Origin of the sequence: Pseudomonas sp. JL2 (assembly GCF_031570495.1) — a bacterium.
Taxonomy (GTDB): Bacteria; Pseudomonadota; Gammaproteobacteria; order Pseudomonadales; family Pseudomonadaceae; genus Aquipseudomonas; species Aquipseudomonas rhizophila.
On the sequence record NZ_JAKUDH010000004.1, the window covers coordinates 201,288 to 226,259 of the forward strand.

The window sequence follows — 24,972 nt, forward strand, 5'->3', positions numbered from 1 at the left end:
CATGAGACTTGCCCATTTCAAACCCGCGCAGGCCCAGCAAGGCGTGGCGCTGGTGGAATTCACCCTGGTGCTGCCGTTGTTGCTGCTGCTGTTGCTGGCTTTTGGCGAGTTCGGCCGCATGCTCTTCCAATACAACGTGCTGCTACAGGCCAGCCGTGATGCCAATCGATTCGTTGCCGGCCAGGCCTGGAATACCACCCTGGGCACCATTGCCCTGAACAACACGCTGCAGACCCAGACGAAAAACGTCGCGGTGTATGGCACCCCGAGCCAGGCCGGCACCGCTGTGGTGGCCGGGTTGACCACGGCTAACGTGGAGGTCGCGGCGGTGGGGGCTGACCATGTGCGTGTCACCATCACCTACACCTTTTGCCCGGTGATTGGAGCGGGCAATTGCGGCGGAACAATTCCCGGTTTTTTCGGCAGTGCCATTGCGCTGGGTATCCCACTGGTCGCGACCACCGTCATGAGGGCGTTGTGATGAACAACAAGCACATGCAAGGCACCTATATCGTGGAGTTCGCCTTCGTTGGCCTGCTGGTGTTCATCCTGCTGTTTGGCGTGGTGGAGATGGGCCGGCTGTATTTCACCGCCAATGCCTTGGATGAGGCCGCGCGGCGCGGTGCGCGTCTGGCGGCGGTGTGCAACATCAACGATCCGGTGGTGTTGCGCCGGGCCATCTTCAACGCCGCGACGGACGCAGGCACCAGCCAACTGATCAGCAGCCTCGCCACCTCGAACCTGGCGCTGACCTATCTGGATGTGAACGGCGCGGTGGTGGCGAACCCCGCCGACACGGTCAGCGCCAACGGCTTCCGCGCTATCCGTTACGTCCAGTTGAGCGTGCAGAACTTCGTTTTCAATCTGTTCATTCCTGGGTTTGGCGTGCCCATTACCTTGCCCACATTCAGGGCGACCTTGCCACGCGAAAGCCTTGGGCGTCATTCCGATTCCGGGGAGATCACACCATGCTGAATACCAGGGAAACTCCACTGTCGACCGTCACCGGCAAAGCCGGGCTGCGGTTACTGATCAGCAGCCGTGACGCTTCGTCCCTGCGCGACTTGCAATGCGTCTGCCAGCGCATGCCTTGCCTGGAAGTGAGCACGCGCCTGGTGAGCAACGGCCATGTCGATCCGCTTTATGGCCTGGAGCGAATGCCCGATCTGCTGTTGTTGCGGGTCAGTCACTTGTGGCGCGAAGAGCTGGCGGCGTTGCTGCAGCGGCCTGCCCATGAGCGTCCACCGATGCTGGTGTGCGGTCTGATGGGCGAGCAGGAAGGCATGCGGCTGGCAATGCAGGCCGGTGCCCGGGACGTGCTGCCCGAGCCTTTCGCCGAGACGGAACTGGTGGCCGCCCTGAATCGTCTGGTTGCGGAGGTCCGCGTCGGCCACGGCGCCGAAGGCAAGCTGGTCGCCGTGATCGGCGCCAAGGGTGGTTCCGGTGCAACGCTGGTGGCCTGCAACCTGGCCCAGCAACTCAGCGCCCAGGCAGGTACCACTCTGCTGCTGGATATGGACCTGCAATTTGGCAGCGTGACCCACTATCTGGATGTGGCCCAGTCCCATAGCCATCTGCAAGTGCTGCAACAGGTCGAGGACCTGGACAGTATCGCCCTGCGGGGTTTTTGCAGCCACTTCAGTCCGACCCTGCACGTGCTGGGTGGCCGTAGCGGCGAGTTGTGCCTGCCACAGGACGCCCAGCCGGAACAACTCGACGCCCTGTTGCAATTGGCCCGTGCCAGCTATGACTGGGTGGTAGTGGACCTGCCGCGTCAGATCGACCACCTCACCGGCTCTGTGCTGGAGCAGGTCGACCGGGTCTACGTGGTGGTTCAACAAAGCGTCAGCCATCTGCGCGATGCCAGCGCCCTGGTGCGGATTCTTCGCGAGGACCTGGGCGTGCGCGGGGACCAGTTGCAGGTGGTGGTCAACCGCTATGACAAGGCGGCTGCGGTCAGCCTCAAGGATGTCGCAGAAGCCCTGCGGTGCACCAACCTGTCGAAATTACCCAATGACTTCAACCTGGTCAGCCAGAGTCAGAACACTGGCGTGCCGTTGGGGCTGCATGCGCCGAGGGCGGCCATCACCGTTGCCCTGCGCGATTTGACCGAAGACCTGGTCGGTCACCAGATGGCCGCAGACAAAGGCCTGCTCAAACGTGCCTTCAACCGTTTTTTCGGGGGATGACCCATGATCAGCGACTTCCGCAACCGCTTGCGTAAACAGTCCGGTAAACCCGCCATTGAACTGGCTGGCGACAGCCTGCCGGATCCGACAGAGCAATTGATGGCCTGGGAGCATGCCATCCCCGACGTGCTCTACGAAACCCGTAGTCAGGTCACCCCGGTGGAAGCCCAATGGCGGGAAAAAATCTACCAGCAACTGCTCAAGGTCATGGACCTGTCCTTGCTCGACTCCCTCGAGCAGGCCGAGGCGGCGAGGCAGATACGCGATATCTGCCAGCGTTTGCTCGATGAGCATTCGGCGCCGGTAAGCTCCGCCAGCCGTCAGTTGATCATCAAGCAGATCACCGACGAAGTGCTCGGGCTGGGGCCTTTGGAGCCGTTGCTGGCCGACCATAGCGTGTCCGACATCCTGGTCAACGGTTTTGCCTCGGTCTATGTCGAGCGCTTCGGCAAGCTGCAAAGAACCGACGTGCGCTTTCGCGACGACCAGCATCTGCTGAACATCATTGATCGCATCGTCTCCAGCCTGGGGCGGCGTATCGACGAGTCGTCCCCCCTGGTGGACGCCCGGCTCAAGGACGGCTCGCGGGTCAACGCAATCATCCCGCCACTGGCCATCGACGGTCCGAGCATGTCGATCCGTCGTTTTGCGGTGGACCTGCTCAACACTGACAGCCTGATCCAGGTGGGCACCATGACCCCAGCCATTGCCTTGTTGCTCAAGGCGATTGTCCGTGGGCGCTTGAACGTGCTGATTTCCGGCGGCACCGGCAGTGGCAAGACCACCATGCTCAACGTGCTGTCCAGTTTCATCCCTCACAACGAACGCATCGTTACCATCGAGGACTCGGCCGAACTGCAACTGCAGCAACCTCACGTGGTGCGCCTGGAAACCCGTCCTTCGAACATCGAGGGGCGCGGCGAGGTGAGCCAGCGGGAACTGGTGCGCAACAGCCTGCGGATGCGTCCGGACCGCATTGTCATCGGCGAGGTGCGCGGCGCCGAAGCGCTGGACATGCTCACCGCGATGAACACCGGCCACGATGGCTCGTTGACCACAATCCACGCCAATACCGCGCGCGATGCCTTGGGACGAATCGAGAATATGGTGTCGATGACCGGCGCGACTTTTCCGATCAAAGCCATGCGTCAACAAATTGCCTCTGCCATCGATGTGGTGATCCAGCTGGAGCGTCAAGAAGACGGCAAACGTCGTGTGGTGAGCATGCAAGAGATCAACGGCATGGAAGGGGAGATCATCACCATGACCGAAATTTTCTCTTTCACGCGCCAAGGCATCGGGGAAAACGGCGAGGTGCTGGGGGATTATCGGCCCAGCGGCATGATCCCGGCCTTTCGCGACGTGTTGGCCAGGCGCGGCATCGAGTTGCCGCTGACCCTGTTCCGCCCTGAGTGGATGGAGGCTCGGACGTCATGAACAACATCCCCAGTGAGTTCATCCTGATTTTTCTCGCCATGGTGTTCATCGCTGTCTTCCTCCTGTCCCAGGGTGTGGTGGTGCCGGTGTTCGGCGAGGCCGGCAAAATGCGCAAGCGCATCCGTGGGCGCCTGCATGTGCTGGAGAAAGCCAACCATCTGCCCAACATGCAGACCGTGTTGCGGCAGAAGTACCTGACGCGCTTGTCGCCCCTGGAAGCCCGGCTTGAACAATTGCCGTTCATGGCCAACCTGACCCAGTTGATCGAGCAGGCCGGCCACGAATACCGGGCCTATCGGGTAATGGCGCTCGGCCTGGCCCTGGGCGTAGCGGCCGGTGCCGTGGTGTTGATGTTCTGGCCGGTGTGGTGGATGGCGCTGCTGGCGGCCTTTGCGGTGACCTGGCTGCCGGTGCTGAAGATCATGCGTGATCGTAGCAAGCGCTTCGCCGCCTTCGAGGAAGGCTTGCCGGATGCGCTGGACGCCATGTGCCGGGCCTTGCGCGCCGGGCACCCGTTCAACGAAACCCTGCGCCTGGTTGCCGAGGAGCACAGGGGGCCGGTCGCCCAGGAGTTCGGCATGACCTTCGCCGACATCAACTATGGCAACGATGTGCGCCGGGCCATGCTCGGGCTGTTGGAGCGCATGCCGAGCATGACGGTGATGATGCTGGTGACCTCCATACTTATCCACCGCGAAACCGGCGGCAATCTGACCGAAGTGCTGGAGCGCCTGAGCCGCTTGATCCGCGGGCGCTTCCGCTTCCAGCGCAAGATCCGGACCTTGTCGGCGGAAGGGCGCATGTCGGCCTGGGTGCTGGTGGCGATCCCTTTCGTGCTGGCGATCGCCATTGTGCTCACCAGCCCCAGCTACATGCCGGTGCTGATCAACGACCCTATAGGCCACAAGCTGATCATGTTCGCGTTCGGCGCCATGTTGCTGGGGATTCTCTGGATCCGAAAAATCATCCGGATCCAGGTTTAAGCGCCCTTGCGGCGAGAGGTATCAGTCATGGATTTTCTGCTCGGGTTGTTCAGTCGGTTTACGGGAAACGAGGAGGCGGCACGGCTGTTGTTCATCGCCGTGATCGGTCTCAGTACGGTACTGGCGGTCGTCGCCATGATCTTGCTGATGCTCGGCCTGCAGGACCCGGTGCAACGGCGTCTGGCGCTGATCAAGCGAGGATATTCCGGCAGCACGCAAGGGCAGGAGGCGCCAGGTAACCTGCAACTCTTGCTGGAGCGGGTCGGCCAGCGGTTCGCAGCGACTGACCCGGCCCAGGCCAGCGCCACCCTGACCCTGCTCACACACGCCGGCTACCGTTCCGCATCGGCGGTGCAGATGTACTGGGCCGTGCGCCTGATGCTGCCGTTGCTGCTGCTTGGCGTTACGTTACTGCTGCTGCCGCTGATCAAGGTGTCCTTGATTGTCGGTTTGCTGGTGGCGACCTTGATGGCGGGTATCGGATGGTTGCTGCCGGCGCTGTACGTCGGCAAGCGCAAGCAGGCGCGACAAGCGCGGCTGCGGGCGGCATTTCCCGATGCGCTGGACCTGATGGTGGTGTGCGTCGAGTCAGGCCTGGCTCTGCCCACCACCATAGAACGGGTGGCCGAAGAGATGTCGGTCAGCCAGGTTGAGCTGGCCGAAGAGCTGGCCCTGGTGAACGCGCAGATCCGCGCGGGTATCACCAGCACCGACGCTCTCAAGCAACTGGCCCTGCGCACCGGCCTGGATGATATCCAGGGCCTGGTCAGCCTGTTGGCCCAGAGCATCCGCTTCGGCACCAGCGTGGCCGACACCCTGCGTATCTACGCCGATGAGTTTCGTGACCGGCGCACCCAGGCGGCCGAGGAAATGGGGGCCAAAATCGGTACCAAGCTGATCTTTCCGCTGATCTTCTGCCTCTGGCCAAGCTTCTTCCTGGTCGCCATCGGCCCCGCCATGATTGGCGTGTTCAGGGCCTTTGGAAATATGTAGAGGGACATACGGTCCCGGTTGTACAAGCCTGTGGCGAGGGAGCCTGCTCCCGCTCGAGCAGCGCTGCAGCCCCGGTTTGCGGCTGCTGCGCAGCCCAGCGGGAGCAAGCTCCCTCGCCACGATAGTGACAGTCTGAAAGCCAACACTCAGCCAGGCACACAAGGGTTTTTGATCGTTCCCACGCTCTGCGTGGGAATGCATCCCGTGACGCTCTGCGTCACCTTCCAGAAGCGGAACGCGGAGCGTCCCTGGCGACATTCCCACGCAGAAGCGTGGGAACGATCGAAGTCCATACCCAACCGAACTCCAACGCCCGTGGCGAGAGGGTTGATCCCCGTTGGGCCGCTTAGCGGTCCTGAAACCGGGGATTGGCGTCTCACCCATTGGCCGGACCCGCGCAAGACTCAGTTCGCATGGGCGGTTGTTTCCTGAAGGGCTGCGCACTCCCGCGGGGGATAGGGCCCCGCGCCACAAACAGGCGCGTTCGGCGTGATGCAAGGCAGAGCAAAAGATCGCAGCCTTCGAAAAGGCCTACACCGGATCGGATGTAGGTATTGTCGAAGGCTGCGATCTTTTGTTTTCCACTGTGTTTCAGTTGCTGCTGGTGATTTCCCCACCCGAGTCCTGTTCGAAGAATTCCGGGATCGGGTAATTGAAGCTATTGAGCCAGCGCTGCATGGCCAATTCCCGTTCGGCGGCCGAGGCGGTTTGCAGGTGGGTTGAGGCCACCACCCCGCGAATCTGCAGCTGCATCCAGCTCTCCGTGCCCTGTTGCGCAGCCGAAGAGGGCCCGGGTTCAATGGCCCAGGCGGTGGCGGACAGGCAAGTCATGCACACGATCAACAATTGTCTGGTTTTCATCTCTTGGACTCCTCGTATGGCGCTACTTGACCGCATCGGATGAGGCGTCGGCCACATCGCTCAAGCGGTTCGCGGGGGATGTCGCCCCGGTAGGGGCCGAGCCTCTGATTTTTTCCGCCCGGGCTTGAGCATCTGCCACTTGTTTGGGGCTCAGGTTGGCCATGTTTGCCAGTTCGGCTGCCTGCTTCCAGTTGTCCTGGTAAATCAGCAGCGTCACCATGTTGAAGGCGGCCAGCGAGTCTGACTGTCTGAGCTCCATGGCGGTCATGAACTCGAAGCGGGCTTCAGGGATCCGTCGCTGATTGAGATAGACAACTCCCAGGTCATTGCGGATTTTTCCTTCGGTGGGGGACATTTTCACAGCGCGCTCAAGGTGTTCGGTGGCGCCAGCATGATCATGCCTGGCGGCAGCCAACTGGCCGAGGCCATGCTCGCCATCAGCGGCCAGGCAAGTGCCGAGTAGGCTCTGGTACAACGGCTCTGCCTCGTTACGTCCCATCAGACGCAGCACTCGCGCCTTGCGCAGGCGGACCTGGACCAGATCCTCCGGCAGACCTTCGAGGTTCGCCAGGCTGGCATACAAACGTCCGTCATTGGCCATGTCATCGGCCAGGTTCAGCGCCAGTTCCTGATCGGAGCCTGGCTTGATGCAACTGGTCGGACGTGAAGCCACGCCGTTGCTGGCGCAGCCGACCAGCAGCACCGTTGCGGCTATCGCGATCACCGCTTTCATTGAATGTCTCCTCGTATCAGGTTGAACACGTGGACGCTTGCACCTCAGGCCCCGGCTCATTGGGACAGCCCGTTACGGTTGTCGAACTCGCCGTTTTCAAGGAAGTACATGCGGTAGAAGTTCGGGTCGTAATTGCGCAGCTGTTCGCCCGGCAACGTCGGCAGTTGTGCGTCGGCGGCCAAGGGTTGGACCAGGTGCGGCGTGACGATCATCAGCAGCTCGCGTTCTTCGCGATTGATGGAGTTATCGCGAAAGAACGCACCGAGAATCGGAACATCGCCCAACCCCGGTAATTTGTTCACCTGAGATGCATTACGCGTGCTGATCAGGCCGCTGATGACAAAGCTTTCGCCATCGGCCAGGGCAATACTGGTATCGGTACGGCGTACGGTGAGCGCCGGAACCAGCGTGCCGGCGATGTTCACCGCGTTGGTGAAATCCAGTTCACTGACTTCCGGTGCCACCTTGAGCATGATGCGGTTGGTTCCGACGACGGTGGGCGTCAAGGTCAGACGGATACCGAATTCCTTGTACTCGATGGACACGTTGTCGCTGCCGGCACTGGGCACCGGGATCGGCACTTCGCCGCCGGCCAGGAAGCTCGCGCTCTGCCCGCTCAGGGCCACCAGGCTCGGCCGCGCCAGGGTGTAGGCAAAGCCACTGCCTTCCAGCGCATTGATCATCAGCAGGGTTTGTCCGGTGGCAAAGGACAGGTTGAACATGTCGTTGTTGACCGGCAATGAAGGCCGCACCACGCCACCGATGGTGGGCAGGGTTCTCGGCGCGCCGAACAGGAAGTTGCCACGGCTGCCGAAAATAGAGGTTGAAGCTTCCTTGAGCTTGGTCCGACTGACTTCGACGAAACGGATGTCAGTCTGCACTTGGGCAAGCAGCATGGGGTCTTCGGAGGGTACGCTCGCGGCGCTGGTCAGTGCCGAGGTGGCTCTGCCTTTGACGAAGATCATGCTCTGGCGGGGGATTTTTGAGCAGGCCGTCCAGACCATCAGGCTGGTGGCCCCGGGCGCCAGGCCCGTAAGGATGAAGGCATCGCTGCCGCTGGGTTGCACGTCGGCAATTTTCGGGTCGCCCACTGCCAGCTTCGTTACGGGGGCCAGGATACGCAATTCGTTCTGAAGCCCTTGGCCAACCTCGAAGGTCGCCGGCAAATTGTCCAACTGAGCACAATTTGCCGTTGCGGCCTGGGCCGCTTCCAGGCCAAGGCCCATCCAGAACAGACCATGGATCAAGTGCTTTAAAGCGGGCGGGGTACGATAGCTCATGAAGTGATCCTCGACAGAGAGGCCGTCCCTAGGCTTAACAAATGCCTCGGATCACTTAAGGGGCCCGGGCTGCCCCTTGTATTGCACCAGACCATTGAGCGGTGGTGGTGACCGCCTCGTCGCTACAAGCGAGCGAGCGCATCCCACCGGCCTGACTGAATGGCAGGCAGCTTTCGAAAAAACTGTTTGAGCCCCGCGATACCGGGGTGACGAGCAGGGGTGACCGGTGTTGATCGGGTCGCCCTAGGGGGTGATTTATTCACCGCCGTGCCCGCTTCTTTTTGAAGGTAGTTCATGCATGGCAAAGCGCCACGCCATAAACAAAAAAAACGACTAAAAAGTGACGGGAGGGAAATTCTCGGCAAAGTCGCCGTCAATAATTTGTCTTTTGTGCGATTTCGGGACGTATTTACAGCGAAAGGATCAACCGCCCGGCAAACAGAATCAGGATGACGCCCATGGTCCGTTCGAACCAATGACCCATGCGCATGAACACTTCCCGTACCCGGGCGCTGGAAAAAAACAACGCGACGACGACAAACCACAGGGCATTCACCAGGCACATCCAGACCCCGTACAACGCCTGGATCTGCAGCGGTGTGCTGGTGCTGATCAGGGTGGTGAAGATGGCCAGGAAAAACAGCGTGGCTTTCGGGTTGGTGGCGTTGGTCAGAAACCCGGTGACAAACGCTTTGAATGGCGTTTGCCGAGCAGCGTTTTGAGCGATGGGGTGTTCACCTTCAAGCGTGGATTTGGGTCTGCTGCGCAGCAGGCTGACGCCGAGGTAAAGAATGTAGGCACCACCCACCACCTTGGCGACCATCAGTAACCAGGGGAAGGTGTGCATCAGCGCACCCACCCCGAGCAAGGTGTAGATCACATGCACCGAGATACCGGCGCCTATGCCCAACGCTGTGCAGATCCCGATCCAGCGGCCAAAACGGACGCTTTGGCGGATCGTCACGGCGAAATCAGGGCCGGGTGCGACCACCGCAAGAAAATGAACGGTGGCCAGGGCCAGGAATTCGCCCAGGTAGCTCGATAGCATTTCAACTCCGAACGGTCAGGGGCGAGGCATCGCGGCGCTAACCGATTAAAAAGAGAAAAGGCTCAGGTGCAGATATTTCATACCCGCATCGGAATGTGTGCGGGATTATAAGTTGTGTGTAAATTGATGATAATCCGTTCAAATTTCACAGGGCTTTTGCTCCATGAGCACAAATCAATCACTGGCCTTACTCGCCGAAATGGCCATTTTCGTCAAGGTCGTGGAGACCGGCAGTTTCTCCGAAGCGGCCAGGCAATCAGGCGTGTCACCGTCGGCTGTCAGCCGAAGCATCTCGCGTCTGGAAAAAGCCTTGGCGACCCGATTGCTGCAACGCACCACCCGCAAGCTGCGCTTGAGCGATGGCGGGGAAGAAGTGTTCAAGCGTTGTCGGGAAATGGTCGCCGCCGCCCGATCGGTGATGGAAATCAGTGGCCAGTTCGCCCATGAAGCCGAGGGGCGGATCCGGGTCAGCGTGCCCAAGGCGGTGGGGCGCTTTGTCATTCATCCCCACATAGCCGAGTTCTTGCGTCGTTACCCCAAGGTCGATGTGGAGTTACTGCTGGAGGATCGACAGGTCGATCTGATCGACGATCACGTTGACCTGGCGCTGCGGATCACCGACCAGCCGCCGGTCGGGCTGGTGGGACGTCAGTTGTTGACCATTGACCACCTGCTCTGCGCCACGCCGCGCTACCTGGCCGAACACGGCATCCCCGAGCATCCCCACGACCTGCTGGAGCACAGTTGCATCTACCTGGGAGAAACCCCACACGACGCTCGCTGGAAATTCAAGAAAGGCACCAAGTCCGTCCATGTGGGCGTGCGCGGACGTTATGCCGCCAATCATACGGGCGTGCGGTTGGAAGCTGTCTTGCAGCACATTGGCATCGGCAGCTTGCCGTACTTCACCGCCCGTCATGCGCTGGAGCAAGGCTTGATCGTGCAGGTGCTGGCGGATTGGACGTTCCTAGCCTCTTACCAAGGTGGTTTGTGGCTGCTGCATTCGCCCACCCGTTACCTGCCGCCGAAGTTGCGGGTGTTCATTGATTATCTGGTGGAGTGCCTGGAGAAGGAGCCCACTTTGAACAAGGCGGGCCACAAAAAAGGCCCGCCGGATTAACCGTGCGGGCCTTTGCATGACTGATCGCAATCAGTGCTTGCTGTCCTGATCCGACATCGCCAGCAATTGCTTTTCCTGGTTCCAGTCGAAGGGTTCGTCATTTTGCTCGGCTTCGAAACGACGTTCTTCCAGAGCCTGGTACAAGGCGATTTCTTCATCGGGCATGTAATGCAGGCAGTCACCGGCGAAGTACCACAGCAGGTCACGAGGCACCAGGTGGGCGATCTGTGGATAACGGACGATGACCTGGCACATCAGGTCCTGGCCCAGGTACTGGCTTTCGATCGGATCAACGGGCAACTGCGCGCGCAATTCGTCGAAGCGCTCCAGAAACAGGGCATGGCTTTCTTCGGGAACCTGGTCTGCCTCACCCACGGCGACCAGGATGCTGCGCAAGTGGTCAAGCAAGACAAGGTGATCGGCAACGACGTTGGACACGAGATAAGTCCTCAAGAGCAAAACGGGCGCAGGAGTATAAAGCGCTTGCGCCCGTTTTTACATGGCACAGAGCACAGGGTCGCCAGGATCAGCGGACCTTGTCCTCGGCGAGCGTGAGTTCCTCCTTGTCGAAATCATCCACGTCGATCACTTTACGTCGGGCCGCTTCGGCCTCGCGCAGGGTCTGGGCTTCGCCGGCCTGTAGCACGCCGGCTTCAAGGGCTGCGTCGATGACCTGTTCGCCTGGAGCGGGGTTGAGCTGACCCTGTTTGAGCGCGCCGTGCAGTTTCTTGTGCAGCGGATGAGCCGCGGCGAGCAGGTCGCAAGCGTGCTGCAGCGCACCCACCGGATCGTCGACCGATTGCGGGCGATAGCAACCCTGCAGCAGCTCCTCGAGGGTCGGGTCGCCCTTGCCCCGGCCGATCACTGCAGCCACTTCAGCGTCCAGCCTGTCGCTCGGACCTCTGTGGCGACGACCGAAGGGGAACACCACCACGCGCAACAGACCACCCAGCACCCGGTTCGGGAAGTTGTCCAGCAGTTCGTCCAGGGCCCGCTCAGCCTGGCCCAGGCTTTCTTCCATGGCCCAGGTGAACAGCGGTTCCATATGGTCCGGCGAGTCCAGGTCGTGGTAGCGCTTGAGCGCGGCGGAGGCGAGGTAGAGGTTGCTCAATACATCCCCAAGGCGCGCCGACAAGCGTTCGCGACGTTTGAGTTCACCGCCCAGCAGCATCATGCTCAGGTCCGCCAGCAGGGCGAATGCCGCCGCCTGCCGGTTGAGGGCGCGGAAATAACCCTGGCTCAAGGCGTTGCCGGGGGCTCTTTCGAAACGCCCCAGGCCCAGGTTCAGCACCAGGGTGCTGGCGGCGTTGCTGATGGCAAAACCGATGTGTTTGAGTAGCAACCCGTCGAATTCGATCAGCGCCTGGTCTTTGTCTTCACGCGTGGCCAAGGCCATTTCCTTGAGCACGAACGGATGGCAGCGAATCGCACCCTGGCCGAAGATCATCAGGTTACGTGACAGGATATTCGCGCCTTCGACCGTGATGAAGATCGGTGCACCTTGCCAGCTACGCCCCAGGTAGTTGTTGGGCCCCATGATGATGCCCTTGCCGCCGTGTACGTCCATGGCGTGGCTGATGCATTCGCGGCCGCGCTCGGTCAGGTGGTATTTGAGGATGGCCGACAGCACCGAAGGTTTTTCTCCCAGGTCCACCGCGTTGGCGGTCAGCATACGGGCGGCGTCCATCATCCAGGCGTTGCCACCGATACGGGCCATGGCCTCCTGAATACCTTCAAAGGCCGACAATGGCACGTTGAACTGCTCGCGTACCTGGGTGTACTGGCCGGTCACCAGGCTGGTGAACTTCGCCGCCCCGGTGCCCACAGCCGGCAGGGAAATCGACCGACCGACCGACAGGCAGTTCATCAGCATCATCCAGCCCTTGCCGAGCATGGGCTGGCCGCCGATGAGAAAGTCCAGCGGGATGAACACGTCCTTGCCCCAGTTCGGTCCGTTCATGAAAGCGGCGCCAAGGGGCAGGTGACGACGGCCGATATTGACGCCAGGGGTGTCGGTGGGAATCAGGGCGAGGCTGATGCCCAGGTCTTCTTCATCCCCCAGCAGGTGATCGGGGTCATAGGCCTTGAAGGCCAGGCCGAGGAGGGTGGCCACCGGTCCCAAGGTGATGTAGCGCTTTTCCCAGTTCAGGCGCAGGCCCAGGGTTTCCTGACCTTCCCATTCGCCCTTGCAGATGATGCCGGTGTCGGGCATCGCCCCGGCGTCGGAGCCCGCCAGCGGCCCGGTCAGGGCGAAGCAGGGGATGTCGTCGCCGCGGGCCAACCGTGGCAGGTAGTGATTGCGTTGTTCGTCGGTACCGTAGTGCAGCAGCAATTCGGCTGGGCCGAGGGAGTTGGGGACCATCACGGTGGAAGCCAGATCGCCGCTACGGGTGGCCAGTTTCATCGCCACCTGGGAGTGGGCATAGGCGGAGAAGCCCTTGCCTCCATATTCCTTGGGAATGATCAGCGCGAAAAAGCCGTGCTCCTTGATGTGTGCCCAGGCTGCGGGTGGCAGGTCCATGGCCTGACCGATCTGCCAGTCGCTGACCATGGCGCAGAGTTCTTCGGTGGGGCCGTCGAGGAAAGCCTGTTCCTCCTCGGTCAGTTGCACCTTGGGATAGGCCAGCAGCGTGTCCCAGTCCGGCCGGCCACTGAACAGTTCACCGTCCCACCACACCGTACCGGCGTCGATGGCGTCGCGCTCGGTTTCTGACATGGGGGGCAGGGTCTTCTGGAACCAGTTGAACATCGGCGCGCTGAAATACTTGCGGCGCAGGTCCGGCAGCAGCAGTGGAGCCGCGACGGCGGCGAGCGCGATCCAGAAGATCAGCATCAGCCAACCGGGAGCGGGGCTGAACAGGCTCATGGCCAGCAGGTAGGCTGCGATGATGCCCAGCGCGGGCAGCGGGGCGGTACGCCGATGCGCCAGCCAGGCTTTCCCGACAACCAGAACCAGTATCCACAACAACAGCATATGTAATCCTCCGTGAACCAGGGCAAAACCGACCCTCAGAGCTTAGACGGCATCTGCAAAACCGGCGGTCGGCGCGATGTGATTGATTTCGTGGGAAACCCTGGATGCATTGCGCCAGTCTGGTTGGCAACATCCGTGGGAAATCGTTCGTTAACAAAGTGAGAAAGCGCCATTGTTTGGCGTAAACGCCGTTATTACCGAGGGTGGGCTTTGGATAGACTCGAAGCAAGCCCTATAGGCGCTGCCGAAGGTGCGGGCCGCGTTCGGACGATCTCTTGATCTGTCTATCTTTCTCTCAGGGCTCGATGGTCCGGGAAAGATCGCCGCCTCGTTGCACTCGGCAGCTCCTACGGACGCAGGCGTTTTCCGTGAGGTCCTGACCATGCAGCAATACCTGAACCCCAGCCGCTTCATCGACAGCGATCACCCTGCGGTCATTGAGTTCGCCGAAACTCATCGCGGCACTGATCGCGACCCGCAGGCACAAGCAATCAGCCTGTATTACGCGGTGCGCGAGGCCGTGCGCTACAACCCCTATACCTTCAGCCGCGATCCGCAGACCCTGCGTGGCAGTTACGCACTGGCCTGCGGTGAAAGCTATTGTGTGCCCAAGGCGACCTTACTGGCCGCTTGCGCCCGCCATTGTGGTATCCCGGCGCGCATCGGCCTGGCGGATGTGCGTAATCACTTGTCCACTGCACGCCTGCTGGAGTTGCTCAAGAGTGACGTGTTCGCCATGCACGGTTATACCGAGTTCTATCTGAACGAGCGCTGGGTCAAGGCCACGCCGGCCTTCAATCAAGGCTTGTGTGAGTTGTTCGATGTGGCACCCCTGGAATTCGATGGCCGCCAGGACAGCGTTTTCCACCCGTTCAATCGCCAGGGCGCCAAGTTGATGGAGTACGTCACCGACCACGGCCAATTCGCCGATGTGCCCGAAGCGTTCTTCTTCGGGCACCTGGAAAAATGCTACCCGCACCTGTTCGGCGAGCAACTGCCGCCCCTGCTTGGCGACATGCAGGGCGATTTGAGTCGCGGCTGATCCGGCGTATGCTGCTGCGGCATTTATCCATCGGAGCAAGCCATGATGCTGAAGATCTGGGGTCGGAAAAACTCATCGAATGTGCGCAAGGCGCTGTGGTGCGCCGAGGAACTGGGGCTGGCCTACGAGGCCATCGACGCAGGGGGGGCGTTCGGCGTGGTGGACACGCCCGAGTATCGCGCCAAGAACCCCAACGGCCGCGTCCCGATGATCGAAGATGACGGTTTCGTGCTCTGGGAGTCCAACACCATCGTGCGTTATCTGGCGTCTCGCCATGCTCCGGGTTCGGCCTGGTATCCGGTAGACCCCCAGGCTCGCGCCAGGGCTGAAAAATGGATGGACTGGACCACCTCCTCGTTTGCCGATCCGTTTCGCACCGTGTTCTGGGGCGTCTTGCGCACTCCCGCCGAGCAGCAGGACTGGGCGGCCATCCATGCGGCGATCAAGGTCTGCGATGGTTTGTTGGCGATGGCGGACCAGACGTTGAGCGAGCAACCCTACCTCTCCGGGGATGAAATCGGCATGGGCGATATTCCCTTGGGCAGTTTCATTTATGCCTGGTTCGAGATGCCCATCGAGCGGGCTGCGCTGCCTCATCTACAGGCCTGGTACGCCCGGCTGCAGCAGCGTCCGGCGTATCGCAAGGCGGTCATGACCGCGTTGACTTAATACTTACTATCGACACGCTTGACTGTACTTGTGCGGCGACGCCACGCACCATTGCCTTCGTGCGCCGTGGTTGTATTGCTCGCCGTGCGCCCTTATCTAATTGTTTCTTCCCCTTCTTGGTGCGTAATCCGATATGAGTTCCGCTCTGTCCATCCGGCAGCTAACCAAAACCTACGGCAACGGTTTCCAGGCCTTGAGTGGTATCGATCTGGACGTCGCCGAAGGTGATTTTTTCGCCTTGCTCGGCCCCAATGGAGCCGGCAAATCCACCACCATCGGCATTCTTTCAACCCTGGTGAACAAAACCAGCGGTACGGTGAATATCTTCGGTCATGATCTGGACCGTGAGCCCGCCGCTCTCAAGCGCTGCATCGGCGTGGTGCCCCAGGAGTTCAATTTCAACCAGTTCGAAAAGACCTTCGATATCGTCGTGACCCAGGCGGGTTACTACGGTATCCCGCCGAAGATCGCCAATGAGCGCGCCGAGAAATATCTGACTCAACTGGGTTTGTGGGACAAGCGTGATGTGCCGTCCCGTTCATTGTCCGGCGGCATGAAGCGGCGCCTGATGATTGCCCGTGCCCTGGTCCATGAGCCGCGCCTGCTGATTCTCGACGAGCCGACCGCGGGCGTCGACATCGAGTTGCGTCGGTCGATGTGGACCTTTCTGACCGAGCTGAACCAGAAAGGCATCACCATCATCCTCACCACCCATTACCTGGAAGAGGCCGAGCAGTTGTGCCGCAACATCGGCATCATCGACCACGGCACCATCGTCGAGAACACCAGCATGCGACAGTTGCTCAGCCAACTGCATGTGGAGACGTTCCTGCTGGACCTGAAGAACGATCTGAAGGCCGCGCCGCAACTGATCGGCTATCCGGCCCGGCTGGTGGACCACCACACGCTGGAAGTCCAGGTGGATAAAACCGTCGGTATTACCGGCTTGTTCTCCCAACTGGCGCTGCAAAACATTGAAGTGCAGAGCCTGCGCAACAAAACCAATCGCCTCGAGGAGTTGTTCGTGTCTCTGGTGGAGAAAAATCTGGCGAAGGTGGCTGTATGAGTTCCGAACTGCGACCCAACCTCATCGCCCTCAATACCATCGTTTATCGCGAAGTCCGACGCTTCATGCGGATCTGGCCGCAGACCCTGCTGCCGCCGGCCATCACCATGGTTTTGTACTTCGTGATTTTCGGCAACCTGATCGGTCGGCAGATCGGCGACATGGGGGGCTTCACGTACATGGACTACATCGTACCGGGGCTGATCATGATGTCGGTGATCACCAACTCCTACGGTAACGTGGTCTCGAGTTTCTTCGGCAGCAAATTCCAGCGCTCGATCGAGGAACTGATGGTCTCGCCGGTTTCGCCCCATACGATCCTGATCGGCTACACCCTGGGCGGTGTATTGCGCGGGTTGGCGGTGGGCTTGATCGTGACCCTGCTGTCACTGTTCTTCACCGATCTGCAAGTGCACCATTTGGGCGTGACGATATTGGTGGTGGTGTTCACCGCCACGATCTTTTCGCTGCTGGGGTTCATCAATGCCGTGTTTGCGCGCAACTTCGATGACATTTCCATCATCCCGACGTTCGTGCTCACGCCACTGACTTACCTGGGCGGAGTGTTCTACTCGATCTCCCTGCTGCCACCGTTCTGGCAGACCGTGTCCCTGGCCAACCCGGTGCTGCACATGGTCAACGCGTTCCGCTACGGCATCCTTGGGGTGTCGGACATCCGGATCAGCGTCGCGATCACCTTCATGCTGGTGGCAACCGTGGTGCTCTATGTGGGATGTGCACGGCTGTTGGTCAGTGGGCGAGGGATGCGTACTTAGAACTCGGCAGGCGTGCTGACTGGTATACCGCTATCGCGAGCAGGCTCGCTCTTACATCGAAATGCAAAAGGCCTCCATTCACTGGAGGCCTTTTTGCATTTCACATCCGGCTTTTCTTGCGCCGTTTCCATTGCCGCGCCACCCACCAGCGCCAATAGATCATGGTCATGAAATAGGCGAGGGCGCCGAGCACCAGACCCGTCACCACCGACCCCAGCAGAAACGGCTGCCACAAGGTAGACAACTGGGTGGTGATCCATTCCCAGGTCAGTTCATCCGGTAACGTGCGGGCAGGCACATCCATCAACCAGGCTCCGGTCTGGTAGGTGCAGAAAAACACGGCGGGCATGGTGATGGGGTTGGTCAGCCAGACCAGGCTCACCGCAATCGGTATGTTGCCGCGTACGGTGATGGCCAGTGCCGCGGCCAGCAGCATCTGCAAAGGAATCGGCAAAAAGGCAGCGAACAGACCAACGGCCATGGCGCGTGCCACGGAGTGTCGATTGAGGTGCCAAAGGTTGGGGTCGTGCAGCAAGGAACCGAGAAAACGTAAGGACTTATGTTCCCGAATACTCGCTGGGTCAGGCATGTAACGTTTGAAAAGGCGCCGGGGCATAAGGCTTCTCGGTCGGTTCAAAGCGGTGAGGCCGCAAGTATGTCCGCATTCTACGGCTGACTGATTCAGACTTTGTGACAATTGTTAACGCGCACCGTGCCGTAGACCGACTATGCCTGAAGAGAAGACTCTCAAGGACAGGCTTATGCGCACAGGGATGGTCGCGCTTGCACTCGGGCTGCTGACCCCGGTTTTTTGCCCGGCGCTGCCGCCGCTGTGGCTGATTGCGGTCATGCCTGTGCTGGCGCTGATGGTTTTGCCGTTTCGGACTCATCCGCTGGGTTTTTTCCTGATCGGGCTGGCTTGGGCGTGTCTGTCGGCGCAACTGGCCCTGGACGATCGGTTGCCCGCCGCGCTGGATGGAGAAACCCGCTGGGTCGAAGGGCGCGTCGTCGGTTTACCGCAATATAACGAAGGTGTGGTGCGCTTTGAACTGGCCGATGCCCATTCCCGCCGCACACGGCTGCCGTCGTCGATGCGCCTGGCCTGGTTCGGTGGACCGCCTGTGAGCAGCGGCGAACGTTGGCGATTGGCGGTAAAGCTCAAACGCCCCACCGGGCTACTGAACCCCAATGGCTTCGATTACCAGGCCTGGCTGTTGAGCCGCGGCATCGGCGCGACTGGCACGGTCAAGGACGGTCATCTCCAGCAACCTGCCCAAGGTGCCTGGCGCGACGGCGTGCGTCAGGCGCTGGCGCAAGTCGACGCCCAGGGCCGCTCCGGGGCGCTGGCGGCATTGGTCCTGGGGGACGGAGCTGGGTTGAGTCGTGATGACTGGCAGGTACTGCAGGACACCGGTACGGTCCATCTGCTGGTGATCTCCGGGCAGCACATCGGCCTGCTTGCCGCACTGGTGTACCTGCTGGTGGCAGGTGCGGCGCGCTATGGCATGTGGCCGGTGCGTCTGCCGTGGCTACCTTGGGCCTGCGCTCTGGCCTTTATCGCAGCCTTGGGTTACGGCTTGCTCGCCGGCTTCGAGGTGCCGGTGCGGCGCGCTTGCGCGATGATCGGCCTGGTGCTGCTGTGGCGTTTGCGTTACCGGCATCCGGACCCCTGGTGGGCGTGGCTGCTGGCTTTCAATGGGGTGCTGGTGTTCGATCCATTGGCCAGCCTGCGGCCAGGGTTCTGGCTGTCGTTCGCCGCGGTGGCGATCCTGATGTTTACTTTCGGCGCACGCTTGGGGCCCTGGCGCTGGTGGCAAACCTGGACCCGTGCCCAATGGCTGGTGGCAGTCGGACTGTGCCCGATCCTGTTGATATTGGGTTTGCCGATCAGCCTCAGCGGGCCTCTGGTGAACCTGGTGGCGGTGCCTTGGGTCAGCCTGCTGGTGTTGCCGCCGGCGCTGCTCGGTACGGCGTTGTTGCCGGTGCCGTTCGTGGGCGAAGGGCTGCTTTGGATCGCCGGCGGGTTGCTCGATCTGCTCTTCAAGGGGTTGGCGCTGGTGGCGGGACGAATACCGGCATGGGTGCCTGCGGCTATCCCCGTATGGGCATGGTGCATGGCCGCTCTGGGGGCTTTGTTACTGTTGCTGCCCAAAGGCCTACCACTGCGGGTACTGGGATGGCCCATGTTGCTGCTGGTGGTTTTCCCTCCGAGGGAGGATGTGCCCCCGGGGCAAGCCGAAATCTGGCAACTGGACGTGGGTCAAGGGTTGGCGGTGCTGGTACGCACCCGTCATCATGCCTTGCTTTACGACGCGGGGCCGCGCTTTGGCGAGGCCGACGCGGGTGAGCGCGTGGTGCTGCCGACCCTGCGCAAGCTGGGCGTCGCCGGGTTGGACCTGATGCTGCTCAGCCATGCCGACGCCGATCATGCCGGCGGCGCCCAAGCGGTGCGCAATGGCTTGCCAACGGTCCGGGTGGTCAGTGGCGACCCCGCCGCGTTGCCTGCCGCTTTGCAGGCAGAGGCGTGCGACAGTGGCGCGCGCTGGGAGTGGGACGGGGTCAGGTTCGAGCTGTGGCAATGGTCATCTGCCCTTGAAAGCAATCAGAGATCCTGCGTTCTGCTGGTCGAGGCCGGCGGTGAGCGGTTGCTGCTCACCGGCGACATCGATAGCCATGCCGAGCGCGCGTTGCTCGACGGGCCCCTGGCAGTGCCGGTCCAGTGGCTGGCGGCGCCCCATCACGGTAGCCGCAGTTCATCCTCGATGTTGCTGTTGTCGAGGCTCAAACCCCATTCGGTGTTGATCTCCCGCGGCCAGGGCAATGCGTTCGGCCATCCTCATCCGCGGGTGCTGGCTCGCTATCGCCGCTTGGGCATGGCGATCTACGACAGTGCCGAACAGGGTGCCATTCGTCTGCAACTGGGGGCTTTCGAAGCACCGCGCCTTCAGGCCGGCCAACGGCGCTACTGGCGCGACCCGCCGTCTGCGGGACCATGGCCGTAACCTTGACCCGGGTCATCCTCGACGACGGTGTTATCGGCGGGGCGGGCCTGCAAGGCGAGTCTGTATGATAAAGTGGCGCACTTTTTCGAGGGGGCTGTCACTGTGTGGGAATTGGTCAAATCCGGCGGCTGGATGATGTTGCCGATCATTCTGAGTTCCATCGTGGCGCTGGGAATCGTTGCCGAACGCCTGTGGACCCTGCGGGCCAGCCGCGTGACCCCGGAGCATTTGCTCGGGCAGGTCTGGGTCTGGATCAAGGACAAGAAACTGAACAAGGACCGGCTCAAGGAGCTGCGGGCCAGTTCACCGCTGGGTGAAATCCTCGCCGCGGGGCTGGCAAATTCCAAGCATGGTCGCGAGATCATGAAGGAATGCATCGAAGAAGCCGCCGCCCGGGTCATCCATGAGCTGGAACGCTACATCAATGCCCTGGGCACAATTGCCGCCATGGCTCCGTTGCTGGGCCTGCTGGGCACGGTGCTGGGCATGATCGACATTTTCAGTTCGTTCACCGGCGCCGGCATGACCGCCAACGCCTCGGTGCTGGCAGGGGGGATTTCCAAGGCCTTGATCACCACGGCCGCCGGGTTGATGGTGGGGATTCCTTCGGTGTTTTTCCATCGCTTCCTGCAACGGCGCATCGATGAGTTGGTGGTGGGCATGGAGCAGGAGGCCATCAAGCTGGTCGAGGTGGTGCAAGGCGACCGTGACGTGGACCTGGCCGAGGGCAAGAAGTGAAATTCCGCCGCAAACCACGGGAAACCGTCGAGATCAACCTTGCGTCGCTGATTGACGTGGTGTTCATCCTGCTGCTGTTTTTCGTCGTGACCACCACCTTCACCCGGGAAACCCAGCTCAAGGTGGAACTGCCGGAAGCGGTCAGCGGCTCGCCTGCCGAAGACCAGCAACTCAAGGACCTGGAAGTCACGATCAGTGCCGAAGGGACGTTTTCGGTGAACAATCAGTTGCTGCCCAAGAGCGACCTGGCGAGTCTGATCGATGCGCTGCAGAAGGAGTCCGGCGGCGACACCAGTTTGCCGCTGTCCATCAGCGCCGACGGCAAGACCCCACATCAATCCGTCATCACCGCCATGGACGCGGCCGGCAAGCTCGGCTTCAGCCATCTGCGCATGACCACCGTCGAGGCGGCGCCGGCACCCTGATGGCCATGTCTGATCGATTGCTCGCCGCCTGGTACGAAGGTCACCCGGCCCTGACGCTGTTGCGACCACTGGAGTGGTTGTACCGTCGGGTGGTGATGGGCAAACGCGAGCGTTTTCTGGCGGGCGAAGGTGAGATTTACCAACCGCCCGTGCCGCTGGTGGTCGTGGGGAACATCACGGTTGGCGGCACCGGCAAGACCCCATTGATCCTGTGGATGATTGAGCATTGCCAGCGCCGTGGCCTGCGGGTCGGCGTGGTGAGCCGGGGTTATGGCGCCAAACCACCCCATTTGCCCTGGCGAGTCGAAGCCGGGCAGGGCGCCGACATCGCCGGTGATGAGCCACTGCTGATTGTCCAGCGCAGCGGCGTGCCATTGATGATCGATCCGGATCGCAGCCGGGCGGTCCAGGCGCTGCTGGAGACTCAACCGCTGGACCTGATCCTGTCCGACGACGGCATGCAACATTACCGCCTGGCTCGGGATCTTGAACTGGTGCTGATCGACAACGCCCGCGGCCTGGGCAATCGACGTTGTCTGCCTGCCGGTCCGCTGCGTGAACCCGTGGAGCGTCTGCAATCGGTCGATGCCGTGCTATTCAACGGCGCCAGCGCCGACCGCGAAGACGGCTTTGCCTTCGAGCTGCGACCCACAGCTCTGGTGAACCTGGCCAGCGGCGAACGGCGTCCACTGGACCATTTCCCGCCCGGCCAGGCCCTGCATGCCGTGGCCGGGATCGGCAATCCCCGGCGTTTCTTCAACACCCTCGAAACGCTACACTGGCGACCTATACCGCACGGGTTTGCCGACCACGCCCAATACAGCGCCCAGGCATTGAATTTCACGCCATCGTTGCCGGTGGTCATGACGGAAAAGGACGCGGTCAAATGCCGTGCCTTCGCCGAGCCCCACTGGTGGTACCTGGCGGTGGATGCCGCGCCGTCGCCAGCCTTCGCGGACTGGTTCGATACCCAGTTGATGCGCCTGTTGCCGGATCGGCTTTTGCCTTAAACCATTTATCCAGGGAAATGTTCATGGACACCAAACTGCTCGACATTCTGGCCTGCCCGGTCTGCAAAGGCCCCCTCAAGCTCAGCGCCGACAAAACCGAGCTGATCAGCAAAGGCGCCGGCCTGGCCTATCCGATTCGCGATGGCATTCCGGTGATGCTCGAAAGCGAGGCCCGTACCCTGACCACCGACGAGCGCCTGGATAAATGACCGCAGCCTTTACCGTTGTCATTCCGTCGCGCTTTGCCTCAACGCGCCTGCCCGGCAAACCGTTGCTGTTGATCGCCGGCAAGCCGATGATCCAGCACGTATGGGAGCAGGCCTGCAAAAGCAGCGCTCAGCGCGTGGTAGTGGCGACCGACGATGCGCGCATCGTGGAGGCCTGCAAGGGCTTTGGCGCCGAAGTGGTACTGACTCGCGAGGATCACAACTCCGGAACCGATCGTCTGGCGGAAGTCGCCGCCAAGCTGGGCCTGGAACCCGACGCCATCGTGGTCAATGTGCAGGGCGATGAACCGTTGATCCCGTCCAGTGTGATCGATCAGGTTGCTAACAATCTGGCAGCCCATCCCGAAGCGCGTATGGCCACCCTGGCTGAGCCGATCGAGGATCTGCAAACCCTGTTCAACCCCAATGTGGTCAAGGTCGTCAGCGATCTCAATGGCCTGGCGTTGACCTTCAGCCGCGCCACCTTGCCCTGGGCCCGTGATGCATTCGCGCAAAGTCGGGACGTCATGCCTGACGGCGTGCCGTACCGCCGCCACATCGGCATCTACGCTTACCGCGCCGGTTTCCTCCAGGATTTCGTCGCCTGGGGCCCGTGCTGGCTGGAAAACACCGAATCCCTGGAGCAACTGCGTGCCTTGTGGCACGGCGTGCGAATCCATGTCGCCGATGCGCTGATTGCTCCGCCGACCGGCGTCGACACCGTGGAAGACCTCGAGCGCGTTCGTCGCCTGCTGGAGGCCTGATGCGGGTTCTGTTTGTCTGCCTCGGCAACATCTGCCGATCACCCACCGCCGAAGGCATCCTGCGGCACAAGCTGCGCGAGGCCGGGCTGGCCGAGCAGGTGGAAGTCGCCTCCGCCGGTACCGGTGACTGGCACGTCGGCAAGGCCCCGGACAAGCGCAGCCAGGCTGCGGCCCTACGACGCGGCTATGACCTGTCGGCCCAGCGTGCCCGCCAGGTCAGCCGGGCCGATTTCGCCACTTATGACCTGATCCTGGCGATGGACGGCAGCAACCTGCGCAATCTGAAAGCCCTGCAACCGAGCAATGGCAGGGCCGAACTGGATCTGTTCCTGCGCCGCTACGAGGCTGAACTCGATGACGTGCCGGACCCGTACTACGACGGCGAACAGGGTTTCGAGCAAGTGCTGGACCTGATCGAGCGTGCCACGGACCGCCTGGTGATCGAATTGAAGGGGCGGCTATGACCTTGCAGGTGCGGGCCGGCGTCAGCCTCAAGCCGTTCAACAGCTTTGGCGTGGACGTCACCGCCCGGTTATTCGCCGAAGCCCACAGCGACGCCGATGTCCGCCAGGCGCTGGCCTATGCCAGCGCCAATGACGTGCCGTTGCTGGTGATCGGTGGCGGCAGCAACCTGCTGCTGACCGGTGATATCGACGCGCTGGTGTTGCGCATGGCCAGCCAAGGGATTCGTCTGCTCAGCGATGATGGCGAGCGGGTGCTGATCGAAGCCGAAGCAGGCGAACCGTGGCACCCCTTCGTCCAGTACACGCTGGCGCAAGGCTGGTCGGGGCTGGAGAACCTCAGCCTGATCCCCGGTACGGTGGGGGCCGCGCCGATGCAAAACATCGGCGCCTACGGCGTGGAGATCAAGGATGTGTTCGCCGGCCTGACCGCCCTGGATCGGCAAACCGGCGAGCTGCACGATTTCACCCTGGAAGAATGCCGTTTCGCCTACCGCGACAGCCTGTTCAAGCAGCAAGCGGGTCGTTGGCTGATCCTGCGAGTGCGCTTTGCCCTCAGTCGCGCCGCGCATCTGCACCTGGAGTATGGCCCGGTCCGCCAGCGGTTGACCGAACTGGGCATCGAACAGGCGACTCCCTCGGATGTCAGCCGGGCCATCTGCAGCATCCGCAGTGAAAAGCTCCCTGACCCGGCCGTGCTGGGCAATGCCGGCAGTTTCTTCAAGAACCCGCTGGTGCCGGCTTCGCACGTCGCGCAACTCAAGCTTCAATACCCGGATCTGGTGGCTTATCCACAACCCCAAGGGCAGATGAAAATTGCCGCCGGTTGGTTGATCGAGCGGGCCGGCTGGAAGGGCTTTCGCGAAGGCGACGCCGGGGTGCATAAGTTGCAGGCGTTGGTGCTGGTCAACTACGGCTGCGCCACCGGGCCGCAATTGCTGGATCTGGCCCTGCGTATCCAGAAAGACATTGCCGAGCGTTTTCAGGTCAATCTGGAAATGGAGCCCAATCGGTACTGAACCTGGCTTTCACCGAGCGCCCTGCACAACCTCGCACAAGGATCATTTGTGCAGGATTGTGCAGGGCGTTTTGCTTAATCCTGGGTTAATTTAGTGAGCTAACGATGCGACCATCGCATCATTGAAGGCCCAGTGCAGACGCCTGCGTGTTTGCACAAGAGAGCCCGATTAGCCTG

26 protein-coding genes are annotated in these 24,972 nt (G+C 61.4%); 19 read left to right on the plus strand and 7 right to left on the minus strand.

What is annotated here, in order from left to right; translation table 11 throughout:
* Nucleotide 1 precedes the first annotated feature (1 nt).
* The 6 genes from MKS85_RS08265 to MKS85_RS08290 are packed head-to-tail and all read left to right on the plus strand — an operon-like array spanning nucleotide 2 to nucleotide 5,602.
* Nucleotides 2–481: a TadE/TadG family type IV pilus assembly protein gene (locus tag MKS85_RS08265; protein ID WP_188252036.1), complete on the plus strand. Its 480-nt coding sequence runs from the start codon at nucleotides 2–4 to the stop codon at nucleotides 479–481.
* Nucleotides 481–975 carry a TadE family protein gene (locus MKS85_RS08270; protein WP_047228163.1) on the plus strand — a complete coding sequence of 165 codons (495 nt, stop codon included), beginning with the start codon at nucleotides 481–483 and terminating at the stop codon, nucleotides 973–975. The genes MKS85_RS08265 and MKS85_RS08270 overlap by 1 nt, the downstream gene beginning before the upstream one ends.
* Nucleotides 969–2,189: an AAA family ATPase gene (locus MKS85_RS08275; RefSeq protein WP_047228164.1), complete on the plus strand. Its 1,221-nt coding sequence runs from the start codon at nucleotides 969–971 to the stop codon at nucleotides 2,187–2,189. Before MKS85_RS08270 ends, MKS85_RS08275 begins: the two co-directional genes overlap by 7 nt.
* A gap of 3 nt (nucleotides 2,190–2,192) precedes the next feature.
* Entirely contained in the window at nucleotides 2,193–3,626 is a 1,434-nt protein-coding gene (locus MKS85_RS08280; protein WP_047228165.1) for a CpaF family protein, read from the plus strand.
* Nucleotides 3,623–4,609, plus strand: coding sequence for a type II secretion system F family protein (locus tag MKS85_RS08285; RefSeq protein WP_047228166.1), 987 nt, complete (start codon nucleotides 3,623–3,625; stop codon nucleotides 4,607–4,609). Before MKS85_RS08280 ends, MKS85_RS08285 begins: the two co-directional genes overlap by 4 nt.
* A 27-nt stretch (nucleotides 4,610–4,636) precedes the next feature.
* Entirely contained in the window at nucleotides 4,637–5,602 is a 966-nt protein-coding gene (locus MKS85_RS08290; protein WP_047228167.1) for a type II secretion system F family protein, read from the plus strand.
* 591 nt (nucleotides 5,603–6,193) lie between these two features.
* Here the strand turns inward: MKS85_RS08290 and MKS85_RS08295 are convergent.
* The 4 genes from MKS85_RS08295 to MKS85_RS08310 form a co-directional block, all read right to left on the minus strand.
* Nucleotides 6,194–6,463 carry a DUF3613 domain-containing protein gene (locus MKS85_RS08295; protein ID WP_139049450.1) on the minus strand — a complete coding sequence of 90 codons (270 nt, stop codon included), beginning with the start codon at nucleotides 6,461–6,463 and terminating at the stop codon, nucleotides 6,194–6,196.
* A gap of 22 nt (nucleotides 6,464–6,485) precedes the next feature.
* Entirely contained in the window at nucleotides 6,486–7,196 is a 711-nt protein-coding gene (locus tag MKS85_RS08300) for a tetratricopeptide repeat protein (protein WP_139049451.1), read from the minus strand.
* A gap of 56 nt (nucleotides 7,197–7,252) precedes the next feature.
* The gene (locus MKS85_RS08305) at nucleotides 7,253–8,476 is read right to left on the minus strand and encodes a type II and III secretion system protein family protein (protein ID WP_047228170.1); all 1,224 of its coding nucleotides are present in this window, start codon (nucleotides 8,474–8,476) and stop codon (nucleotides 7,253–7,255) included.
* A gap of 409 nt (nucleotides 8,477–8,885) precedes the next feature.
* Nucleotides 8,886–9,524 carry a LysE family translocator gene (locus tag MKS85_RS08310; RefSeq protein ID WP_139049452.1) on the minus strand — a complete coding sequence of 213 codons (639 nt, stop codon included), beginning with the start codon at nucleotides 9,522–9,524 and terminating at the stop codon, nucleotides 8,886–8,888.
* A gap of 163 nt (nucleotides 9,525–9,687) precedes the next feature.
* Here MKS85_RS08310 and MKS85_RS08315 point away from each other — a divergent pair, with 163 nt between their 5' ends.
* A complete protein-coding gene (locus MKS85_RS08315) occupies nucleotides 9,688–10,644 on the plus strand; it encodes a LysR family transcriptional regulator (protein WP_139049453.1) in 957 nt (318 codons plus the stop codon).
* A 30-nt stretch (nucleotides 10,645–10,674) separates the two neighbouring features.
* Here MKS85_RS08315 and MKS85_RS08320 read toward each other — a convergent pair whose 3' ends face one another.
* On the minus strand, nucleotides 10,675–11,082 hold the full coding sequence (locus tag MKS85_RS08320) for a PA2817 family protein (RefSeq protein ID WP_047228173.1): 408 nt from the start codon (nucleotides 11,080–11,082) through the stop codon (nucleotides 10,675–10,677).
* 88 nt (nucleotides 11,083–11,170) lie between these two features.
* Nucleotides 11,171–13,618 carry an acyl-CoA dehydrogenase gene (locus MKS85_RS08325; RefSeq protein ID WP_188252037.1) on the minus strand — a complete coding sequence of 816 codons (2,448 nt, stop codon included), beginning with the start codon at nucleotides 13,616–13,618 and terminating at the stop codon, nucleotides 11,171–11,173.
* 382 nt (nucleotides 13,619–14,000) lie between these two features.
* On the opposite strand from MKS85_RS08325, the gene MKS85_RS08330 reads away from it, so the two are divergent.
* The 4 genes from MKS85_RS08330 to MKS85_RS08345 all read left to right on the plus strand — a co-directional run bounded on the left by MKS85_RS08330 (nucleotide 14,001) and on the right by MKS85_RS08345 (nucleotide 17,171).
* Nucleotides 14,001–14,660, plus strand: a complete 660-nt coding sequence (locus MKS85_RS08330; protein WP_188252038.1) for a transglutaminase family protein — start codon at nucleotides 14,001–14,003, stop codon at nucleotides 14,658–14,660.
* Nucleotides 14,661–14,705: 45 nt separating this feature from the next.
* Nucleotides 14,706–15,329 (plus strand): glutathione S-transferase family protein, encoded by a 624-nt coding sequence (locus MKS85_RS08335; RefSeq protein ID WP_188252074.1) that lies wholly within the window; start codon nucleotides 14,706–14,708, stop codon nucleotides 15,327–15,329.
* Between the two features lie 133 nt (nucleotides 15,330–15,462).
* Nucleotides 15,463–16,395 carry an ABC transporter ATP-binding protein gene (locus MKS85_RS08340; RefSeq protein ID WP_047228177.1) on the plus strand — a complete coding sequence of 311 codons (933 nt, stop codon included), beginning with the start codon at nucleotides 15,463–15,465 and terminating at the stop codon, nucleotides 16,393–16,395.
* A complete protein-coding gene (locus MKS85_RS08345; protein ID WP_047228178.1) occupies nucleotides 16,392–17,171 on the plus strand; it encodes an ABC transporter permease in 780 nt (259 codons plus the stop codon). Before MKS85_RS08340 ends, MKS85_RS08345 begins: the two co-directional genes overlap by 4 nt.
* Nucleotides 17,172–17,271: 100 nt before the next feature.
* On the opposite strand, the gene MKS85_RS08350 is transcribed toward MKS85_RS08345, so the two are convergent.
* The gene (locus tag MKS85_RS08350; RefSeq protein ID WP_047228179.1) at nucleotides 17,272–17,787 is read right to left on the minus strand and encodes a DUF2062 domain-containing protein; all 516 of its coding nucleotides are present in this window, start codon (nucleotides 17,785–17,787) and stop codon (nucleotides 17,272–17,274) included.
* Between the two features lie 145 nt (nucleotides 17,788–17,932).
* Between MKS85_RS08350 and MKS85_RS08355 the strand changes: the two genes are divergently transcribed.
* The 8 genes from MKS85_RS08355 to murB all read left to right on the plus strand — a co-directional run bounded on the left by MKS85_RS08355 (nucleotide 17,933) and on the right by murB (nucleotide 24,796).
* Complete coding sequence (locus MKS85_RS08355; protein ID WP_188252039.1) at nucleotides 17,933–20,173, plus strand: DNA internalization-related competence protein ComEC/Rec2; 2,241 nt, start codon at nucleotides 17,933–17,935, stop codon at nucleotides 20,171–20,173.
* A 102-nt stretch (nucleotides 20,174–20,275) separates the two neighbouring features.
* Nucleotides 20,276–20,911, plus strand: coding sequence for a MotA/TolQ/ExbB proton channel family protein (locus MKS85_RS08360; protein ID WP_177513903.1), 636 nt, complete (start codon nucleotides 20,276–20,278; stop codon nucleotides 20,909–20,911).
* The gene (locus MKS85_RS08365; RefSeq protein WP_188252040.1) at nucleotides 20,908–21,336 is read left to right on the plus strand and encodes a biopolymer transporter ExbD; all 429 of its coding nucleotides are present in this window, start codon (nucleotides 20,908–20,910) and stop codon (nucleotides 21,334–21,336) included. Before MKS85_RS08360 ends, MKS85_RS08365 begins: the two co-directional genes overlap by 4 nt.
* On the plus strand, nucleotides 21,336–22,346 hold the full coding sequence (gene lpxK / locus MKS85_RS08370; RefSeq protein ID WP_076383825.1) for a tetraacyldisaccharide 4'-kinase: 1,011 nt from the start codon (nucleotides 21,336–21,338) through the stop codon (nucleotides 22,344–22,346). The genes MKS85_RS08365 and lpxK overlap by 1 nt, the downstream gene beginning before the upstream one ends.
* 23 nt (nucleotides 22,347–22,369) lie before the next feature.
* Entirely contained in the window at nucleotides 22,370–22,555 is a 186-nt protein-coding gene (locus MKS85_RS08375) for a Trm112 family protein (protein WP_003179363.1), read from the plus strand.
* A complete protein-coding gene (kdsB, locus tag MKS85_RS08380) occupies nucleotides 22,552–23,316 on the plus strand; it encodes a 3-deoxy-manno-octulosonate cytidylyltransferase (RefSeq protein ID WP_107322012.1) in 765 nt (254 codons plus the stop codon). The genes MKS85_RS08375 and kdsB overlap by 4 nt, the downstream gene beginning before the upstream one ends.
* Entirely contained in the window at nucleotides 23,316–23,780 is a 465-nt protein-coding gene (locus MKS85_RS08385; protein WP_092400061.1) for a low molecular weight protein-tyrosine-phosphatase, read from the plus strand. The genes kdsB and MKS85_RS08385 overlap by 1 nt, the downstream gene beginning before the upstream one ends.
* A complete protein-coding gene (murB, locus tag MKS85_RS08390) occupies nucleotides 23,777–24,796 on the plus strand; it encodes a UDP-N-acetylmuramate dehydrogenase (protein WP_047228186.1) in 1,020 nt (339 codons plus the stop codon). Before MKS85_RS08385 ends, murB begins: the two co-directional genes overlap by 4 nt.
* Nucleotides 24,797–24,972: the final 176 nt, after the last annotated feature.

Coding starts and splice junctions, on each gene's coding strand:
- MKS85_RS08265 (WP_188252036.1), top strand. CDS start 2: ATGAGACTTGCCCATTTCAAACCCGCGCAGGCCCAGCAAGGCGTGGCG.
- MKS85_RS08270 (WP_047228163.1), top strand. CDS start 481: ATGAACAACAAGCACATGCAAGGCACCTATATCGTGGAGTTCGCCTTC.
- MKS85_RS08275 (WP_047228164.1), top strand. CDS start 969: ATGCTGAATACCAGGGAAACTCCACTGTCGACCGTCACCGGCAAAGCC.
- MKS85_RS08280 (WP_047228165.1), top strand. CDS start 2,193: ATGATCAGCGACTTCCGCAACCGCTTGCGTAAACAGTCCGGTAAACCC.
- MKS85_RS08285 (WP_047228166.1), top strand. CDS start 3,623: ATGAACAACATCCCCAGTGAGTTCATCCTGATTTTTCTCGCCATGGTG.
- MKS85_RS08290 (WP_047228167.1), top strand. CDS start 4,637: ATGGATTTTCTGCTCGGGTTGTTCAGTCGGTTTACGGGAAACGAGGAG.
- MKS85_RS08295 (WP_139049450.1), bottom strand. CDS start 6,463: ATGAAAACCAGACAATTGTTGATCGTGTGCATGACTTGCCTGTCCGCC.
- MKS85_RS08300 (WP_139049451.1), bottom strand. CDS start 7,196: ATGAAAGCGGTGATCGCGATAGCCGCAACGGTGCTGCTGGTCGGCTGC.
- MKS85_RS08305 (WP_047228170.1), bottom strand. CDS start 8,476: ATGAGCTATCGTACCCCGCCCGCTTTAAAGCACTTGATCCATGGTCTG.
- MKS85_RS08310 (WP_139049452.1), bottom strand. CDS start 9,524: ATGCTATCGAGCTACCTGGGCGAATTCCTGGCCCTGGCCACCGTTCAT.
- MKS85_RS08315 (WP_139049453.1), top strand. CDS start 9,688: ATGAGCACAAATCAATCACTGGCCTTACTCGCCGAAATGGCCATTTTC.
- MKS85_RS08325 (WP_188252037.1), bottom strand. CDS start 13,618: ATGCTGTTGTTGTGGATACTGGTTCTGGTTGTCGGGAAAGCCTGGCTG.
- MKS85_RS08330 (WP_188252038.1), top strand. CDS start 14,001: ATGCAGCAATACCTGAACCCCAGCCGCTTCATCGACAGCGATCACCCT.
- MKS85_RS08335 (WP_188252074.1), top strand. CDS start 14,706: ATGCTGAAGATCTGGGGTCGGAAAAACTCATCGAATGTGCGCAAGGCG.
- MKS85_RS08340 (WP_047228177.1), top strand. CDS start 15,463: ATGAGTTCCGCTCTGTCCATCCGGCAGCTAACCAAAACCTACGGCAAC.
- MKS85_RS08345 (WP_047228178.1), top strand. CDS start 16,392: ATGAGTTCCGAACTGCGACCCAACCTCATCGCCCTCAATACCATCGTT.
- MKS85_RS08350 (WP_047228179.1), bottom strand. CDS start 17,787: ATGCCCCGGCGCCTTTTCAAACGTTACATGCCTGACCCAGCGAGTATT.
- MKS85_RS08355 (WP_188252039.1), top strand. CDS start 17,933: ATGCGCACAGGGATGGTCGCGCTTGCACTCGGGCTGCTGACCCCGGTT.
- lpxK (WP_076383825.1), top strand. CDS start 21,336: ATGGCCATGTCTGATCGATTGCTCGCCGCCTGGTACGAAGGTCACCCG.
- MKS85_RS08375 (WP_003179363.1), top strand. CDS start 22,370: ATGGACACCAAACTGCTCGACATTCTGGCCTGCCCGGTCTGCAAAGGC.
- kdsB (WP_107322012.1), top strand. CDS start 22,552: ATGACCGCAGCCTTTACCGTTGTCATTCCGTCGCGCTTTGCCTCAACG.
- MKS85_RS08385 (WP_092400061.1), top strand. CDS start 23,316: ATGCGGGTTCTGTTTGTCTGCCTCGGCAACATCTGCCGATCACCCACC.
- murB (WP_047228186.1), top strand. CDS start 23,777: ATGACCTTGCAGGTGCGGGCCGGCGTCAGCCTCAAGCCGTTCAACAGC.